We start from the raw sequence: 16,698 nt of genomic DNA, 5'->3' as shown, positions 1-16,698 counted from the left end.
GCGCGATCGCCGAACTCCCGCCCGAATCCCCGCCCGTACGTCCGGGTTCTGTAACGGGCCGCCTACCAGGGCACACCGGCGGAACCGTACTCTTGGCCGCCGCATCTATCCGATCGACCGAGGGGCGATTCGGGTCGGCGGCCAGGGGCCGGCGGACGAGCCGGAGCACGAGCAGGCGGGCGGGGTAGAGAGAACATGACGGGACGACGCATATCCCTTGCGGGGCTGACCCAGGCACAGCGCACGACGGCGATCACCGTGGCGGCGGTGCTGGCCCTGATAGCGACGGTCGTCGGGGCGACCCTGGTGTCGGGTTCGGGCAACCGGGACCTCGCGTCCGACACCCCGGGCAAGGGCGGCGGCACCCACAGCCCGTCGGCCGGTACGCACACCCCCAGCCGCCCCGCCACGGTGCCGGTGCCCGACTCGATACAGCACCAGCCGGAAGCCGCGGGCAAGGCCGTCAACATCACCATCGACGACGGACCCGATCCGGTCTGGACGCCCCAGGTGCTGTCCGTGCTCAAGCAGTACGGCGTGCACGCCACCTTCTGCATGATCGGCCCGCAGGCCGCCGCCCACCCCGACCTGGTCCGCCGGGTCGTGGCCGAGGGGCACCGGCTGTGCGACCACACCGTCCACCACAACGAGTCGATGGACCACAAGCCGCTCGCGTACCAGAAGTCGGAGATCCTGGACGCGCTCGACATGATCGAGGACGCCTCGGGCGGCGCGCACGTGCAGTACTACCGGGCGCCGGGCGGCGCCTTCACCCCGGCCAGCCGCGCGCTGGCCGCCCAGCACGGGATGCGGCCGCTGGGCTGGAACGTCGACACCAAGGACTTCTCGCGGCCCGGCGTCAACGCGATCATGCACACCCTCAAGTACGAGATCAGCAACGGCCCGACCATCCTCTTCCACGACGGCGGCGGCGACCGCTCGCAGACGGTGGAGGCACTGCGCCAGGCGCTGCCGTGGCTGCGCCAGCAGGGTTACGCGTTCAGCTTCCCCAAGGTGAAGTGACGCCGGCTCACCCGCGGGGGGCGCCCGATCGGCGCCCCCTCACTGCGTGGTGAGCACCGCCCGCATCACCGCACGGGCGATCGGCGCCGCGTTGCCGCCGCCGGAGATGTCGGCGCGGACCGCCTCGGCGTCCTCCACGACCACCGCCACCGCCACCGCGGCCTTCTCCGCGCCCGCCGGCTTGGCGTAGGAGATGAACCACGCGTACGGCGTGCCCTTGTTGTCCAGGCCGTGCTGCGCGGTGCCGGTCTTGCCGCCGACCACCGCCCCCGGGATCGCCGCGTTCTTGCCGGTGCCGTCGCTGACCACCGCCTCCATGAGCTGCTGCAACTTGCCGGCGGTCGCCGCGCTCACCGCCTGGTGCAGCTTGCGGGGCGCGGCGGACGAGACGGTGACGCCGCTGTGGTTGGTCACCCTGTCGACCAGATACGGCGTCATCAGGGTGCCGCCGTCGCCGACCGCACCGGCCACCATCGCCATCTGCAGCGGTGTGGCCGTCGTGTCGAACTGCCCGATCGAGGACAGCGCCACCTGGTCAGGGCTCATCCAGGTGTCGAAGGTGCTCTTCGCCACGCTCGGCGGAATCCTCAGCCGGGTGTCGTTGAAGCCGAACGCCTGCGCCTGGTCGGCCATCGCCTGGAGCCCCGTGTCGGCGCCGAGCTTGGCGAAGACGGTGTTGCAGGAGACCCGGAAGGCGTCGTAGAGACTGGCGTCCGCGCAGCCGCCGCCCTCGTTGCTGAGCCAGACCCGGGTCCCCGGCAGCCGGTACGGGTCCGGTGAGGCCGTCCGCGCCCGCAGGTCGGTCACCGCGCCGGTCTCCAGCGCGGTGGCGGCGGTGACGACCTTGAAGGTGGAGCCCGGGGGATAGGTCTGCCGGATCGCCCGGTCCAGCATCGGCTGGTCGGCGTCGGCGTTCAGCCCGGTCCAGGCGTCGGTCGCGGTGTGCCCGGTGCCCGCGAGCGCCGCCGGGTCGTACGACGGGGACGACACCAGCGCCAGGATCCGCCCGGTGGCCGGGTCGAGCGCGGCGACCGCGCCCTTGCGCCCGGCGAGCCCGTCGTACGCCGCCTTCTGGGCCGCCGCGTCGATGGTGGTGTACACATCGCCGCCGCGCTGCCGGGCCCGGGTGATCTCGTGCCACAGCGGCACCGCGTCGAGCCGGGTGGAGGTGCCCGACAGCAGGTCGTCCTCGGTGCCTTCGAGCAGCGTGGTGCCGTACGTCTGCGACGCGAAGCCGGTCACCGGGGCGTACAGCGGGCCGTTGGTGTAGGTGCGGGCGTAGGTGAACCGGTTGCCGGTGCGGCGCGAGCCGGTGACGACGGCGGTGCCGACCAGGATGTCGCCGCGCGGCTGGTGGTAGCGGGCGATGGCGATCCTGCGGTTGGCCGGGTTGGCGTCGTACGCATCCGCCCTGCCGACCTGCACCCGCGCCGCGTTGACCAGCAGCGCGACCAGCAGCAGCAGGCAGAAGGCGGCGGCCCGCCGTACACAGGCGTTCACGCGACGGCCTCCAGGACCTCGGCGGGGACCTCGGGCATCGGGCGGCGGGCGTTGTCGCTGACCCGCACCAGCAGCGCCACGATGATCCAGTTGGTGACCACCGAGGAACCGCCCTGGGCGAGGAAGGGCATCGCCATGCCCGTCAGCGGGATCAGGTCCATCACCCCGCCGGTGATCACGAAGACCTGCAGGGCCAGGATCGACGCCAGGCCGACCGCCAGCAGCCGCCCGAACGGGTCGCGCAGCGCCAGCCCGGCACGGAAGCCGCGGGACACCAGCAGGGCGTACAGCAGCAGCAGCGCGCACAGCCCGGCCAGGCCCAGCTCCTCGCCGACGGTGGCCAGGATGAAGTCGGACTTGGCGGCGAAGCCGATCAGGTACGAGTGCCCCTGGCCGAGACCGGTGCCGAGGACGGCGCCGTTGGCGAAGGCGAAGAGGGACTGGGCGATCTGGTTGGGGCCGATCCCGGCGTCGATGGTGGCGAACGGGTGCAGCCAGTCCACCACCCGGCTGTGCACATGCGGCTCCACCGAGCCGACCGCCAGCGCGCCCACCGCGGCGAGCAGCAGCCCCACCGCGGTCCAGCCGGTACGGCCGGTGGCCACGTACAGCATCACCACGAAGAGGCCGAAGAACAGCAGCGAGGTGCCCAGGTCCCGCTCCAGGATCAGCACCCCGACGCTGACCAGCCAGAAGGCCACCACCGGTCCCAGCACCCGGCCGGTGGGCAGTTGCAGCCGCCAGATCCGGCGGCCCGCGTACGCCAGCACCGCGCGGTTCGCCGACAGATAGGCGGCGAAGAAGACGGCGAGCAGCACCTTGGCGAACTCGCCAGGCTGGATGGAGAACCCGGCGACCCGGATCCAGATCTTCGCCCCGTTGATCGCGGGGAAGAAGATCGGCAGCACCATGAGGAGGAGCGCGGCGGTCACGCTGACGTACGCGTAGCGGGCCAGCACCCGGTGGTCGCGCAGCGCCAGCATCACCGCGATGAACAGCGCCACGCCGAGCGTCGACCACACCAGCTGGGCGGGCGCCGCCGACGCGCCCAGCGACGGCTCCAGGTCGAGCCGGTAGATCAGCACCAGGCCGAGGCCGTTGAGCAGCACCGCGATCGGCAGCAGCAGCGGATCGGCGTAGGGCGCGCGGGCCCTGACCGCCAGATGGGCCAGCAGCGCGAGCACGCCGAGCCCGGCGCCGTACCAGGCGGCGTCGCGCGGCACCGCGCCGGTCCTTGCCAGGCCCACCTCCGCGTAGCCGTAGACCGAGATCGCGACCGCGGCGACGATCAGGCAGAGTTCCACACCGCGGCGCCGGGGCGGCCGCGGGGTGGCCGGAGAGGCGGCCACCGCGTCCACGGACGTTGCACTCATGGCACCGCAACCTAGCAAGGGGCGGGGGATATGTCCGTTAGGCCCCGTCCGAGGTGCTGTCGGACCCGCCACGTACGCTTGGCCGTGTGACCGTGCCGGACGAACTCGCCGACCTGCCCTACGCGGACCTGCTGAGCCCCCACAGCGGCCCGCTGACCGTCGAAGGGGACTACGACAGCGCCCACTTCGACCGGCTCGTGTTCGAGGACGACGACGCCGCCGGAGCGCGCTTCCTCGAGTGCGCCGTCACCGACTGCACCTTCACCGGCGCGAATCTGCGCCGCGCCCGCGTCAACGAGCTGTGGGCCACCGGCAGCCGCCTCACCGGCGTCACGCTGGCCGAGAGCGACTGGCAGGACTCCTCGCTCACCGCGTGCTCGCTGGCCGGTGTGGAGGCGTTCGGCGCCGTGCTGCGCCGGGTGGTGCTGCGCCGCTGCAAGCTGGACTCGGTGAACCTGCGCTCGGCCCGGCTGTTCGACGTGGTCTTCGAGGACTGCGTGCTGCGGGACGTCGACTTCGGCGAGGCCAGGCTCGAAGGGGTCTCCTTCCCCGGCTCCCGGCTGGAGCGGGCCCGCCTCGGCCGCGCCACGCTCAAGAAGGCCGATCTGCGCGGCGCGCTCGCCATCGACCTCGCCGACGGCTACGAGTCGCTGCGCGGCGCCACCATCAGCACCGCCCAGCTCCTCGACCTCGCCCCGGCCCTCGCGCTTACCCTCGGCATCACGGTGAAGGACCGCTGAGCCGTTTCCCCGATTCCCCGTTTCCTCACGTTCCTCATTCCTCAGGAGATCTTGTGACCATCCCGAACCTCTACGACATCCCGCTGCACACCCTCGACGGCGACCCGACCACGCTCGGTGACCACCGCGGCAAGGCGGTGCTCGTGGTGAACGTGGCCTCCAAGTGCGGGCTCACCCCCCAGTACGAGGGCCTGGAGCGGCTGCAGAAGCGCTACGCCGACCGCGGCTTCACCGTGCTCGGTGTGCCCTGCAACCAGTTCGGCGGGCAGGAGCCCGGCACCGCCGAGGAGATCCAGACCTTCTGCTCCACGACCTATGGCGTGAGCTTCCCGCTGCTCGCCAAGGTCGATGTGAACGGGGAGGCGCGGCACCCGCTCTACGCCGCCCTCACCCAGGTGCCCGACGCGGCGGGCGAGGCCGGGGACATCACCTGGAACTTCGAGAAGTTCCTGGTCAGCGCCACGGGCGAGGCCGTGGCGCGATTCCGCCCGGGCACCGAGCCCGAGGCTGCGGAGGTCACTGTGGCGATTGAGGCGCAGCTCCCGGAGTGATCGTCCGGGCCCCGCGAGGGGGTGCCTAGATGCGCGATCGCGCCATGGCGGAATCCGGCCGGTCGGTGGACATTGTCCGGATCACCCCACTCCTGGTTCGCTCTTCTTACCGCCCCAGGCGAGGAAGGGACCGGCAGTGCAGGAGATCGAATTTCGTACTGGACACCTGTGTGTCGATACGGATCCTGCCCTGTGTGTCCCTTGCCAGGAGCGGCTGGATCGGCAACTCGCCTTGCTTCCCCGGGTATACGGCGAGTTGGAGGTTGCACTCGTGTCGGCGCCGGACTCCGGCGATCGAGTGACCGGCACTGCCCGGCCCGGCATCCCCCTGAACGGGCCGGCTGTCGAGGCGCGCGCCGACATTCGAGGCACTCTTGCCTCCTGGGCCGATCTGATCGTCGAGGGCCGCACCGTCCGTCTCCCCCTACGGACGGTGCCGGCCCTCGCCGCATTCCTCCGCCGTCACCTCGGCTGGCTGGCCGTACATCCAGCGGCCGAGGACGCGGCGACCGAGATCGACGCGCTCGTCCAGCGATCCCTGCGGATCGCGCGACCGCGCCACGACCGGCGGATCCCCGTCGGTCCCTGCATCGCGACCGGGTGCCGCGGCCGTCTCACCGCGGTCGCCCGCGACCCCGGCTCCGCGCTGCCCTCCGCCGTCGAGTGCGACGCCGACGCCACCCACACGTGGCCGCCGGAGCGCTGGCGGGCCCTCTACCGCAATCTCCCCGCGGTCCCCAGCGGACTCAGCGCCCGGCAGATCTCCTCCGCCTGGCGTATTCCCGCAGGGACCGTCCACTGGCTCGCCGACGAACACCGGTGGCGCCGACTGCGCGACGGCCGACAGGTCTTCTACGCGCAGGAGGACGTGCTGGACACCCTGGGCCGTGACCGGCTCGAGGAGTCCTGACACCCACCCGGCGGCGAGCCCCCTGAGTCCCCCCACAACGCAGGAAACGCCGTACGGCCCGTGAAGAACCACGGGCCGTACGGCGAGCGAAGCACAAGCCGTGTGTGTGCGTTCAGACGAGGCCGTGGGCGGCCGCCAGGACACCCGCCTGGAAGCGGCTCTCCGCCTGCAGATAGCGCATGTTCTCCGACACCAGCCTGCTCACCGTGCGCAACGACACACCGAGCCGCCGCGCGATGCGCTCGTCGGTGAGGCCGTTGGCCAGCAGCCGCATGATCGTCCGGTGCTGCTCGGTGAGGTCGTCATGACCGTCGGCGCTGTTGGCCAGCTCCGGCGAGAACGGCACGGAGCGCAGCCAGCAGTCCTCGAAGACCGCCACATAGGAGGCGACCAGCGCCGTGCCGTGCACCACGATCGCCGCGTACGACGGGTCGTTGGGGTCCGACGGCAGCAGTACGGTCGCCGAGTCGCCGATCATCATGTCGAAGGGCACCTGCGGCGCCAGCCGCACCTCGACCCCGACGGCCGCCAGGTCCGCGAGGTACTTGCGCTGCCGGGGGCCGGAGTTGACGCTCTGGCCGTAGATCGCCCGCACCTTGATGTCACGGCTGATCAGGTCGGCGTCGCTCTGCAGCGAACCCGCGAGCATGTCCGGCGGCGGCAGCGGGCCGGGGTGCATCGAGTCGGTGGTGACGGAGACCCGGGAGGCGAAGTCGCCCAGCATCTGCCGCTTCTGGCTGTCGCCGATGACGAGTTCCACATCGACCTGGAGCGTCTCGCGCAGCACCGCCGGGCGGTACTGGTTCATCAGTGTCTCGGCGGCCCGCATGGTGGCCGCCAGTTCCTCGCTCTGGACGCGCAGTGCCTCGCGCTGCCGTGACAGCAGACCGAGCAGAGCGGTGTCCGGTTCCACGGAATCGACCTCCTGCGGGAACCGTCCGTCACGTATGAGTCCGAGTGAGCGCAGTTCGTTCCACCCCGCCTCGGCCTCCTCCTCGGTCAGCCCGAGGGCGGCTTCGGCCTGCTCCGGCACCGCCGAACCATGGACGCGCAACGACTGGTAGAGAGCGAGTCCGACGTCACCCGAGTCCGTCGCACCGCCGGGACCGTACACGGGCACGGCCAGCCCCCTCTCATCACCGCGAGCACCGACTGCGAGATCGTGCGCAATATGCCGACAGCACCGGAAACGACTCTAGCAATCGTCGTCGTCCGTGCCAGCGGAGCAAGCCGTTCGGCTCACACACGCAGGTGAGGGGTTTGGGTTGCAGCGCGGCGCACACCGCGGACCGGCGGCCATGCGACGGCTTGTGTGACGGCACATGCTGCCAGCGTGGAAGCTATCCTCATGGCCGCAGGTCAGCGTGTCAACACCCGATCTCCGCGCCGCGGGCGGCGGCCCGACGGCCGCTCTCCGAGGTGAATCCGGCGTGGATCCAGCATGGATCCGGCGTGGATTCCCGGCGGCTCGGAAGCGGATTGCGTGACAGGAGGTGGGTGATGGCGGAGCCGGTCCCGGTGGTGCTGGTGGGTGCCGGAAAGGTGGCGCACGCCGCCCATCTGCGGGAGATCCGTGACATGCCGCGGGAGCTGCGGCTGGCCGCCGTGATCGACCCGGATCCGGCGCACACCGACCCCGTGCGGGCGCGCTTCCCGGAGACGCAGCTGTGCGCGACGTTGGACGAGGCGGTACGGGCCGGGGCCCGCGCGGCGCTCGTCTGCACCCCGTGGTGGACGCACCGCGACACCGTCCTCGCCTGTCTGGAACGCGGGCTTCCGGTGCTCTGCGAGAAGCCCGTCAGCCTCGATCTCGCCGAGATCGACGAGCTGGCCGCGGCGGAGCGGCGCGCCGGGGTGCCGGTCGCCGCGGGGTACATGAAGCGGCACGATCCCGTGGTGGCCCTTTTCGTCGACCACTGCCGCGAGCAGCTCGGCGCGGCCCGGCGCCTGGTGGTGGACATCCACGACCCCAACGCGCCGCACCTGGTCGACCACCTCATGCCGTACCCCGCACCGCCGGTCGGCCCGCAGCCGCCGCCCGCGGCGGCCGCGCTGGCCCGCGCGCTCGGCCCGGCCGCGACCGAGGCGCAACGCGAGGTGTACGCGCGGGGCCTGGGCGGCTCGCTCGTCCACGAGGTCAACATCGTGCACGCCGCCTTCGACGGCAGCGGCCGCCGGCTCCACGGCCGCCTCCTGCACGCCACCGGGTGGGCCGGGTCCAGCGCCGTCACCGCGCGCTGGCGCCCCGACGACGACCTCCTGGTCGACCTCACCCACACCCGCCTCCCGGCCCACCGCCGCTACCGCGAGACCGTCGAACTCACCGCCGCCGACTCGGTCGCCACCCTCCACCTGCCCTCCCCGTACGCCCGCGACGAGGCGGCCACCCTGCACATCGACACCTGGAACCCCGCCACCGGCCTCGCCACCCGCCGCACCCACACCGCCGAACCCGGCCACACCGGCTTCCGCCGCCAACTCCTCGCCTGGACCCGCACCTTGCGCGACACCCCTGCCGCCCCATTGCTGCCGGGCCTCCCGGAAGTCCGCGCGGACGCACTCGTCGTGAGGGAGGCGGCGCTGGGGGTTGCGGAGTGACCCTCGATTTGCGTCTCTTTGAATCCCACTTTTGGTGAGGGCGGGCCGGAGCTCACGCACCAGGTGTTTCACGCGCACCACGAGCGCTCAGCGGTATTCGTGTAACACCGACTGTTACTCCACTTCGGTTACGGAGAGCTGCCGTTGGCGCTAGTCTCGGCGGCCGAGCGTTCGAATTCCGACGCCGCTAAGAGAAGAGACGACATGAGCAACGACATGCCGCCGCCCGGGCCGCCGAACGAGCAGCCGGGCCAGTCGCCGTACGGGTCGGAGGGCCAGTCGCCCTACGGAGCGCCGGGTCAGCCGCCCAACGGCTCGCCCTACGGATCTCCTTACGGCCAGCCGCAGCAGCCCGCGGGCCGGCCGTCCGGGGGTACGGGTTTCGACCCGAGTTCGGTGAACAAGCTGGACTGGGCCATCCTCGGCGTCGGCGCCGTGGTGTTCGTCTTCTCCTTCTTCGACTACTACTCCTGGGACTTCGGCAGCCAATTGGGCATCGATCTCGGGAGCTACAGCTGGAGCGCCTGGCATTTCGACCACGGTCTCTTCATCGCCTGGTTCGCGATGGTCTTCTCGGTGCTCGGGGCCGCGGTACTCGCCGCCCAACTCTTCGCGCCGCAGGTGAACCTGCCCAAGCCCGGCCGCATGCTGACCTTCAGCGCCTTCGCGGTGAGCTTCGTGCTCTACCTTCTCGCGATCTTCGCCCACTCGGACTTCGGCTCGGCCGGCGGTCACGGGTTCAGCTTCTGGCTCAGCCTGGTGCTGGCCGGCGTCGGAGCGGTGACCTCCCTCGCCCGGGCGCAGCAGACGGGTACGGCGCTGCCCGGACCGTTCAACAACCTGCCGCGCATCGGCAACTGAGGCCGGCGGCCCGCTCGGCCGCGAAGCCACGCCGACGCCCGGGGAGTGCGTTCAGGACTCCCCGGGCACCGGGCGTACTCGTCAGATGTGCTCGGCCGCGTACGCGAGGAAAGCCGACCACTCGGCGGCGCTGAACGCGAACTGTGGACCTTCCGGGTCCTTGGAGTCCCGGACGTGGACGGTGCCGGGGGAGGTGGCCACCTCGACGCAGTCCGGCCCCTCGTTGCTGCTGTAGCTGCTCTTGAACCACTCCAGCGGGCTGGTGCTGTGGGCAGAGGGCTCAGTCGTCATGTCTCTCCCAGGACCTTCTCGATGAACGCGAGTGACTCCCTCGGGGTGAGAGCCTGCGCGCGGATAATCCCATACTGGGCCTCAAGCGTCCTGACCTCGTTGCGATCGGTGATCACCCGACTGAAGTTCTGCGCCTCGATGTGTCCGACGGTCGGTCCGTTCTTCGGCCCGAGCAGACGCAGTTGGCCCCCCATGCCCGCGTGGTCCTCGCGGTCGGTGGGCATGACCTGGATCTCGACATTCCGCAACTGGCCCACCTCCAGCAGGTGTTGAAGCTGCCCGCGCAGCACCGCCCGCCCGCCGATCGGCCGCAGCAGAGTCACCTCCTCCTGGACGAAGCTGAGGATGGGGGCGGGCCAGCGGGTGAAGATCTCCTGCCGGGCCATCCGCGCACGGACGTACCGCTCGATGGTCTCCTCATTCAGCAGCGGGCGGCGGATCTGGTACAGCGCCCGGGTGTACTCCTCGGTCTGGAGGAGCCCTTGGATGTTGTGGTTGCTGTACGCGCCCATCTCCACGGCGTTCGCTTCTAACTTCGCCAGGTCCCGCACGCCCTTCGGATACCGCGCCCGCTCCACGTCGTCCTTGAACGCCGCCAGAATCCCGCCCGCGCCCAGCACCTCGTCGGCGGCGTCCAGGAACTCCGGCTTCGGGGCGCGGCGGCCGCGCTCTACCGACGAGACCTGCTCCTCGCTGTAGCCGATGGCCTGGCCGAGTTCGGCCTGTTTGAGCCCGGCGCGCTCGCGCCAGAGCTTCACCTGCCTGCCGACGGTCTTGAGGATCTCGTCGGCGCCCTCCTCCCAGTCCTGCTCGTCCGTGCCGCCGCCGCTGCCCGACTGCCCTGCTCCGGTCGTCATCGACCCCTCCCACCGTCCGCGCGCGTGCTGGTCGCCCGGCGAACCGGACATGGCGTTCCCGACGCCGCACAGGTGACTCCCTGTACTGGCGTCGCTACTTTTCAGCCTAGGGTCGGACGACCACGCTCGGTTACATGAACAGCGAAATCGTCACCCCCGTCCCAGAGTTCACGCGGCGCCTCTCCGCGACCCGGTGCGGCGCCCGGCTCGCCCGGCATGTGGCGCTCCGTCAGCTCGCCGCGTGGGGTGTGCCCCTCGGCACCGACCTGGCCGAGGCCGTCGCCACGGTCGTCGCCGAGCTCGCCGCCAACGCCGTCACCCACGGCCGCGTCCCCGGCCGCGACTTCGAGCTGCGGCTCGCGCTCGACGCGCGGGTGGTCCGTATCGAGGTGAGCGACGCCCGCGCCGAACGCCGCCCGCCCGCCCCGGCCGACATCGCGCCCCCGGCGGACGTGGCCGAGACGGGCCGCGGACTGCTGCTTGTCCAAGCCCTCACCCAGGCATGGGGAGTTACGCCGCGCGACGTCGGCAAGACCGTCTGGGCGGAGATCGCCGTGCCCACGGACGGCCGCTGACCGTGCCCGTGCCGGCGCGGCGACTACCGTCGTAGACGGCGTGTGCGTTGCTTCACCGGCGCAACCAGGTCAGATCCGCGCCCCGGGCCCCGCGGAGTCGCCACCCGCGCTGGTGTTCCGGTTCGGCCCTCATGGCAGGCATTGATCAGCTGGTGCAGCCCGACGCGCGCAGTTCCCGTTGTAACGGAATGGCCCATTCGAATCCGCGCGTGGGTCGCGTCGGAACAATGGCCGTCGCTGCGCGTCTGGGAGGCGGAATTCGAGCCAGGAGACCTCCTGGGCGGAGAAACGAGGGAGGGTAATGCGTCCGCGCTCGCGGTCACCGTCCTCGTGCTCATTCAGGAATACCTGGCAATGGGTCCGGTCCCCGGCATCCGGGAGATCCTGCCGTCGTGACTGTCCTTACCCGTGCGGGGACTGCGCCGTGGGGTCCATGACGACGCGGGCGAGGTCGACGCGGGAGCGGACGCCGAGTTTGCGGTAGGCGCGGGTGAGGGCGGCTTCTACGGTCTTGACGCTGACGACGAGGGTGGCGGCGGTCTGGCGGTTGCTGGCGCCCTGGGCGACGAGGGTCGCGACGCGGCGTTCGATGGTGGTCAGCGGGGTGGACCAGGGGCCGGGGGACGGGAGGGTGGGGGCGGCCGTGGCGGTGAGGCGGTCGAGCTCCGCGGAGGCGAGGGCGAGCCAGGGGCGGGCGCCGGTGCGGGTGAAGAGGCGTACGGCCGCGGTGAGGGCGTCGCGGGCCGCGCGGGGGTCGCCACGGCGGGCGTGCACCTGGCCGAGCGCGAGATGCGTACGGCCCTCCTCCAGTGGATAGGGGAGGGCGGCCAACCGGCGCAGGGCGTCGTGGAGTTGAGCCGCTGCCGTATCCGGGTCGCCGCGGTCCTCGGTGATGAGCGCCGCCGCCCGGTCGAGTACGGCCAGGATGCCGCGGCGGCCGAGCCGGGTGGCCTGCTGGCGGGTCTCGGCGACGAGTTGGGCCGCCTCGTCCGTGGAGCCGACCCGGACCAGCGCCTCCGCGAGATCGGCCTGCCAGCGGCGTACCGCGGGATCGCCCTGGCCCTGGCCGAGTTCGAGCAGCCGCACCCGCTGCAGGGCGTCGACGGCCGCCGCCGCCTCGCCGCGCAGCAGCCGTACATGGCCCTCGGCGTGCAGGGCGCGGGGCAGGAAGAGCTGGTCGTCGTCGTCCTCGCTGTGCCGCCGGGCCCGCTCCGCGGCGGACAGGGCGCGGTCGGGGCAGCCGCCCGCGGCCTCCGCGAGCGCGACCGCGTACCAGGCGGGCCCCTGGCTCAGCCCGCCCTGCTCGGTGACGCGCAGGCTCTGGTGGGCGAGGTCGAGGGCGCGTTCGCAGCGGCCGCGGTGGATCTCGACCTGGGCGAGCCCGGACAGGCACTGGCACAGGCTCTCCGCGGAGCCGCGGTGCCGCACCGTGTAGACCAGCGCGCGCAGTTCGGTCCTGGCGTCGTCGAGCCGGTCGTGCAGCAGATGGCGGCGGTGCTTGAGGAAGACCGGGCCGTTGTGGTCGAAGAGCACGCGCGGGTCCTGCGGTCCGGCCAGCGCCTGCGCGAGGGTGGCCTCGGCGGCGGGGCGGCCGAGGTAGAACTCCAGCGCGGCCTGCTGGGTGAGGGCGAACAGCTCGGTGCGCCGGTCGCCCGCCTCCCGGGAGAGCACGGCGGAGCGCGCCGAGTGCGCGTGGGCCTGCGCCGCCGAGCCCTCCACGATCCAGGCCCGCCAGCTCAGCCGGTAGTGGAGCTGGGCGAGCAGCCCGGGGTCGTCCCTGGCGTCCTCCAGGGCCTGCGGGAACACGTCGGCGACCTCGGCCATCGCCTGGCCGCAGGAGTCGAGGACGACGATCCAGGCGCGGACGCGGTCGGCGGGGCGGCTGGACTCGCCCAGTACGTCGTGCGCGATACGGCGGGCCAGCGGGTAGTCGCCCGCGGCCACCGCGTCCTCGGCGGCGGTCAGCCGCAGCTCGGCGTCGGCCGCCGGGTCGCCGAGCGGGGTGCGGTCGGCGGCGAGCTGGCCGAGGCGGGCGGCGGTCGCGGGGGCGCCGCGGCGGCGTGCCGCGTCCGCCGCGTCGGCCAGCGCGGCGGCGGTCTCCGCGTCCCACCCGGGCGTCAACGACGCCAGGTGGTGGGCGCGTTCGACCGGATCGTCGGCCGCGGCCTCGGCGAGCGCGGCGTGCGCGCGGCGCCGGGCCGCGGCGGCGGCCTCCTCGTACAGCACCACGGGCAGCAGGGGTTGGGTGAAGCGGACGGCTCCGCCGTGCGGTATGGGGGCGACGACGCCGTGCCGTACCGCTTCGTGGAGGTCGGCGAGGGCGTTGTCCTGGCCTGCCCGGCGCAGGAGTTGGACGGTGGGGCGGGCGGCGGCGCTCGCGGCGAGCAGGGTGTGGCGGGCTTCGGGGGAGAGGGGGGTCAGCCGGGCGAGCAGTTGGTCGCGCAGGCCGCGCGGCACCGGCAGTGGCCCCGAGGGGTCGGGCCGGCCGCCCAGGGCGCGGGCGAGTTCCAGGGTGACGTACGGGTTGCCGGCCGCGGCCGTGTGCAGCCGCGACACCAGCGGGCGGGGCCAGGCCGGGCCCTCGACGTGCGCGGCGAGCAGTTCCGCGGTCTCCCGCTCGGTCATCGGCGGTACGGCGAGGGTGAGGACGGGGCCGAAGCCGAACGGGCTGCCGTCCGTGTGCGGGGTCCGTAGCGTCGCCATGGTCGTCAGCGGCAGCCGCCGGGCGCGCCGCGCCACGAACGCCAGGACCTCGGCGGTCGGCCGGTCCAGCCACTGCACGTCGTCCACCGCGACGACCACCGGGCCGCGGGCGCACAACGCGGTGAACACCTTCAACACCGCGACCCGCAGCGACAGTTCGTCCCCACCCCGGACCGCCCGGCACCCCTCCCCGAACCCCCCGTCGTGATACCCCCGCCCCCCACCCCGCGCCTGCCCACCCCCCACCCGATGCAACGCCCCCCGCAACGCCTCCCGCTCGCCCCCGTCCAGCCCGTCGAAAGCGGAGTCGTCCACCTCGGAGAAGAGATCCATCAACCCCAAGTACGGCAAGTGCGCTTCCCCTTCAACGGGAGCACACCGCAGCACGAGGCCCGCGGCCACGCGGCCACCGCCCGCCGCGTCAGCGGTGCCGTTCGCGGTGCCCGGCAGGGTGGCGTCCAGGAGCTCCGCGAGAAGCGTGCTGCGGCCGATGCCCGGTTCGCCAGTGAGCATGACGCTGTCGCCGGCGGCGAGGGCGGCCCTGGCGGTGGTGAGGAGGGCGCCGCGGCCGGTGAGGCGGACTGGTTCCGGGGAAGGGCTGGTTCTCATGGACCCCATGGCCGAATCAGATCGTCGTGCACCTGCCAATGCAGTGGTGAACCAAGTGTCGGAAGTGGCGGGCGTGCGGTCAATGGCGTGTGCGCGCAGGTGCGTGTGGAAGCGCCCCGCCCGGGAGCCGTCAGGGCTCGGTACCGGGCGGGGCGCCGTGGGGGTGGATCAGCGGCTCGTCAGCCGTCGATCCGGTGCGTCGTCCAGAACGAGGTGAGATCAGTGCTGGTCGCGGCCTGGGCCGCGGCCTTGAACTCGGCCGTCGTGGAGACGCCGTACCAGTGCGACTGCGCGTAGCCGCGCAGCAGCGTCGTCATCGCGCTGTCGCCGATCAGCCGCTGCAGGTCGTGCAGGGCGCACTTCCCGTAGCCGTAGACGACCGTCCCGTAGCGCGACGAGTGGGCGTCCCAGTACGCCATCGAGTTGGTGATCTTCTCGCTCGACGACGCCCAGGAAACGCTGTTCCAGCAGCCGGAACCGGTGCTGCCCTCGGCGATGTCGGTCGAGTAGTCCGCGAACGACTCGTCCAGCCACGGGTTGTTGTACTCGTCGTCACCGACGATGCCGTACCACCACTGGTGGGCCAGCTCGTGGGTGAGCGCGTTGCTGTCGACCAGGTCGAGCACGAAGCCCGGGTACTCCATGCCGCCGAACCAGAAGTTGTTGTCGAGGACGGCGTCGACCTCGCTGTACGGGTAGGCACCGAAGCGGGCGGCGTGCGAGTCGACCGCGTTCATCGAGGTGGTCAGCATCGACTGGGAGCTGGAGGAGCTGATGCCGCTCACCGCGTAGACGTTCACCTTCACCCCGGCGGGGGAGGTGCCGGAGATCTTGCTGAAGGCGCCCGCGGCCCAGGCGAAGTCCCGCACCTTGCTGGCGGTCGCCTTGGTGACGGTACGGCCGGAGGTTCCGGGGGTGTCCACCGAGGTGCCGGTGGCCGGGACCAGCAGGCTGGTCGGGTGGTCGAGGGTCACCGAGAAGTCGGCGGCCAGCGAGTAGAACGACTCACCGTTGTTGGTGTACGGGTCGAGGTGCCAGCCGGAGCCGTCCCTGATCGCCAGCACCGGCAGCGCGTTGCCGATGAAGTTGTACGCCCCGTCGTGCCCGAACCGGTCGGCGCCGCTCGGCACCGAGATGCCCAGGTCGAAGCCGATCGTGCCGCTCTGGCCCTGGTTCAGCGGGGCGGGCAGCGTGATCTTGAGCGCGGTGCAGTTCACCGAGAGCGGCGACGCGGTGCCGCCGGTCACGTTGGTGACGGTGATCGGGGTGGTCGGGCAGGAGCCGTGGTAGTTGTCCCACAGCCGCAGGTACACCTCGTTGAGCGGCGAGGCCGACGCGTTGGTGAAGCTCGCGCTCTCGTGGCCGTTCCAGACGCTGCCGGAGGAGTCGCTCGTCAGGTTGACGGTGTAGGCGGGCGCCGCGGGGGTGCGGGTCGTGTCGGTCGGGGGCGGTGTGCCGTCGCCGGAGGTGTTGAGCGCCACGTCGTCGATGACGAAGCTGGTCTGCAGGCTGTAGTCCTCGACCCCGGTGAAGGTGAGCGTCACCGTCTGCCCGGAGTACGAGGAGACGTCGAACGTCTTCTGCGCGTAGCCGGTGTTCTTGTCGAGGTTGGAGTACGTCGCGAGCGTGGCCGAGCCGATCTTGGCGGTCAGCTTGTCGTAGGCGGTGGAGGAGGTAGTCTCCGCGGTGTCGATGTGCAGCCAGAAGGTCAGCGAGGCGGCGCTGCACCCGGCCGGGATCGTGAGGCTCTGCGAGAGCGTGTCGGTGTGCGTCGTGCCGCGGCCGTCCAGCCGGGCGAACTGCGTACCCGAGTGCGCGCTCTCGCCGCCGCCGGTGGTGATCACCCCGCTGGAGCTGGTCCACGGCGAACTACCGGACTCGAAACCGCCGTTGGCGACCACCTGGGTGGGGGTGCAGGCGGCGGGGGCGGCGGTCGCGGTGTGGGGTGCGGCGGCGTGCGCGGGCGCCGCACCGGCGACCGCGCCGCCCGCGACCATCAGGCCGGCGCCGGCGAGCAGGGAGAGAAGTCTTTTTCGCATCGGATCCTCTCGGTTGCCTAGAAAGCTTCGGTGCATGGGGGGACAACGGGACCTTCGGCACTCTGGGG

14 protein-coding genes are annotated in these 16,698 nt (G+C 71.9%); 7 read left to right on the top strand and 7 right to left on the bottom strand.

Translation table 11 applies throughout. The features are described 5' to 3' along the window. Positions 1-195 precede the first annotated feature (195 nt). On the top strand, positions 196-1,023 hold the full coding sequence (locus tag AB0M29_RS13135) for a polysaccharide deacetylase family protein (protein WP_365382311.1): 828 nt from the start codon (positions 196-198) through the stop codon (positions 1,021-1,023). Between the two features lie 39 nt (positions 1,024-1,062). On the opposite strand, the gene AB0M29_RS13130 is transcribed toward AB0M29_RS13135, so the two are convergent. Together AB0M29_RS13130 and AB0M29_RS13125 are read right to left on the bottom strand one after the other, a co-directional pair. Next, positions 1,063-2,523 carry a penicillin-binding transpeptidase domain-containing protein gene (locus tag AB0M29_RS13130; protein ID WP_365382310.1) on the bottom strand — a complete coding sequence of 487 codons (1,461 nt, stop codon included), beginning with the start codon at positions 2,521-2,523 and terminating at the stop codon, positions 1,063-1,065. Continuing rightward, positions 2,520-3,896, bottom strand: a complete 1,377-nt coding sequence (locus tag AB0M29_RS13125) for an FtsW/RodA/SpoVE family cell cycle protein (RefSeq protein ID WP_365382309.1) — start codon at positions 3,894-3,896, stop codon at positions 2,520-2,522. Before AB0M29_RS13125 ends, AB0M29_RS13130 begins: the two co-directional genes overlap by 4 nt. Positions 3,897-3,982: 86 nt before the next feature. Between AB0M29_RS13125 and AB0M29_RS13120 the strand changes: the two genes are divergently transcribed. The 3 genes from AB0M29_RS13120 (at position 3,983) to AB0M29_RS13110 (ending at position 6,097) form a co-directional block, all read left to right on the top strand. Then, entirely contained in the window at positions 3,983-4,636 is a 654-nt protein-coding gene (locus tag AB0M29_RS13120) for a pentapeptide repeat-containing protein (protein WP_365382308.1), read from the top strand. Between the two features lie 53 nt (positions 4,637-4,689). After that, positions 4,690-5,187: a glutathione peroxidase gene (locus tag AB0M29_RS13115; RefSeq protein WP_365382307.1), complete on the top strand. Its 498-nt coding sequence runs from the start codon at positions 4,690-4,692 to the stop codon at positions 5,185-5,187. A 298-nt stretch (positions 5,188-5,485) separates the two neighbouring features. After that, positions 5,486-6,097 (top strand): hypothetical protein, encoded by a 612-nt coding sequence (locus tag AB0M29_RS13110; protein WP_365382306.1) that lies wholly within the window; start codon positions 5,486-5,488, stop codon positions 6,095-6,097. A gap of 112 nt (positions 6,098-6,209) precedes the next feature. Here the strand turns inward: AB0M29_RS13110 and AB0M29_RS13105 are convergent, their stop codons facing one another. After that, complete coding sequence (locus AB0M29_RS13105; protein ID WP_365382305.1) at positions 6,210-7,217, bottom strand: LuxR C-terminal-related transcriptional regulator; 1,008 nt, start codon at positions 7,215-7,217, stop codon at positions 6,210-6,212. Between the two features lie 380 nt (positions 7,218-7,597). Between AB0M29_RS13105 and AB0M29_RS13100 the strand changes: the two genes are divergently transcribed. Further along, positions 7,598-8,695, top strand: coding sequence for a Gfo/Idh/MocA family oxidoreductase (locus tag AB0M29_RS13100; RefSeq protein WP_365382304.1), 1,098 nt, complete (start codon positions 7,598-7,600; stop codon positions 8,693-8,695). A 204-nt stretch (positions 8,696-8,899) separates the two neighbouring features. After that, entirely contained in the window at positions 8,900-9,556 is a 657-nt protein-coding gene (locus AB0M29_RS13095; protein ID WP_365382303.1) for a hypothetical protein, read from the top strand. A gap of 81 nt (positions 9,557-9,637) precedes the next feature. Here AB0M29_RS13095 and AB0M29_RS13090 read toward each other — a convergent pair whose 3' ends face one another. Both AB0M29_RS13090 and AB0M29_RS13085 read right to left on the bottom strand, forming a co-directional pair. Next, entirely contained in the window at positions 9,638-9,847 is a 210-nt protein-coding gene (locus AB0M29_RS13090; RefSeq protein ID WP_365382302.1) for a DUF397 domain-containing protein, read from the bottom strand. Next, positions 9,844-10,704, bottom strand: a complete 861-nt coding sequence (locus AB0M29_RS13085) for a helix-turn-helix transcriptional regulator (protein ID WP_365382301.1) — start codon at positions 10,702-10,704, stop codon at positions 9,844-9,846. Before AB0M29_RS13085 ends, AB0M29_RS13090 begins: the two co-directional genes overlap by 4 nt. Before the next feature lie 134 nt (positions 10,705-10,838). On the opposite strand from AB0M29_RS13085, the gene AB0M29_RS13080 reads away from it, so the two are divergent. Next, the gene (locus tag AB0M29_RS13080; protein ID WP_365382300.1) at positions 10,839-11,279 is read left to right on the top strand and encodes an ATP-binding protein; all 441 of its coding nucleotides are present in this window, start codon (positions 10,839-10,841) and stop codon (positions 11,277-11,279) included. A 402-nt stretch (positions 11,280-11,681) separates the two neighbouring features. Here the strand turns inward: AB0M29_RS13080 and AB0M29_RS13075 are convergent, their stop codons facing one another. After that, positions 11,682-14,591: an AAA family ATPase gene (locus tag AB0M29_RS13075; protein WP_365382299.1), complete on the bottom strand. Its 2,910-nt coding sequence runs from the start codon at positions 14,589-14,591 to the stop codon at positions 11,682-11,684. Positions 14,592-14,770: 179 nt separating this feature from the next. Beyond that, a complete protein-coding gene (locus AB0M29_RS13070; RefSeq protein ID WP_365382373.1) occupies positions 14,771-16,588 on the bottom strand; it encodes a M1 family aminopeptidase in 1,818 nt (605 codons plus the stop codon). Positions 16,589-16,698 lie beyond the last annotated feature (110 nt).

The organism is Streptomyces sp. NPDC051976, assembly GCF_040680795.1.
Taxonomy (GTDB): domain Bacteria; phylum Actinomycetota; class Actinomycetes; order Streptomycetales; family Streptomycetaceae; genus Actinacidiphila.
This window is presented reverse-complemented; position numbering and strand designations above follow the sequence as displayed.

Coding starts and splice junctions, on each gene's coding strand:
- AB0M29_RS13080 (WP_365382300.1), top strand. CDS start 10,839: ATGAACAGCGAAATCGTCACCCCCGTCCCAGAGTTCACGCGGCGCCTC.
- AB0M29_RS13085 (WP_365382301.1), bottom strand. CDS start 10,704: ATGACGACCGGAGCAGGGCAGTCGGGCAGCGGCGGCGGCACGGACGAG.
- AB0M29_RS13070 (WP_365382373.1), bottom strand. CDS start 16,588: ATGGTCGCGGGCGGCGCGGTCGCCGGTGCGGCGCCCGCGCACGCCGCC.
- AB0M29_RS13100 (WP_365382304.1), top strand. CDS start 7,598: ATGGCGGAGCCGGTCCCGGTGGTGCTGGTGGGTGCCGGAAAGGTGGCG.
- AB0M29_RS13125 (WP_365382309.1), bottom strand. CDS start 3,896: ATGAGTGCAACGTCCGTGGACGCGGTGGCCGCCTCTCCGGCCACCCCG.
- AB0M29_RS13090 (WP_365382302.1), bottom strand. CDS start 9,847: ATGACGACTGAGCCCTCTGCCCACAGCACCAGCCCGCTGGAGTGGTTC.
- AB0M29_RS13135 (WP_365382311.1), top strand. CDS start 196: ATGACGGGACGACGCATATCCCTTGCGGGGCTGACCCAGGCACAGCGC.
- AB0M29_RS13075 (WP_365382299.1), bottom strand. CDS start 14,591: ATGAGAACCAGCCCTTCCCCGGAACCAGTCCGCCTCACCGGCCGCGGC.
- AB0M29_RS13095 (WP_365382303.1), top strand. CDS start 8,900: ATGAGCAACGACATGCCGCCGCCCGGGCCGCCGAACGAGCAGCCGGGC.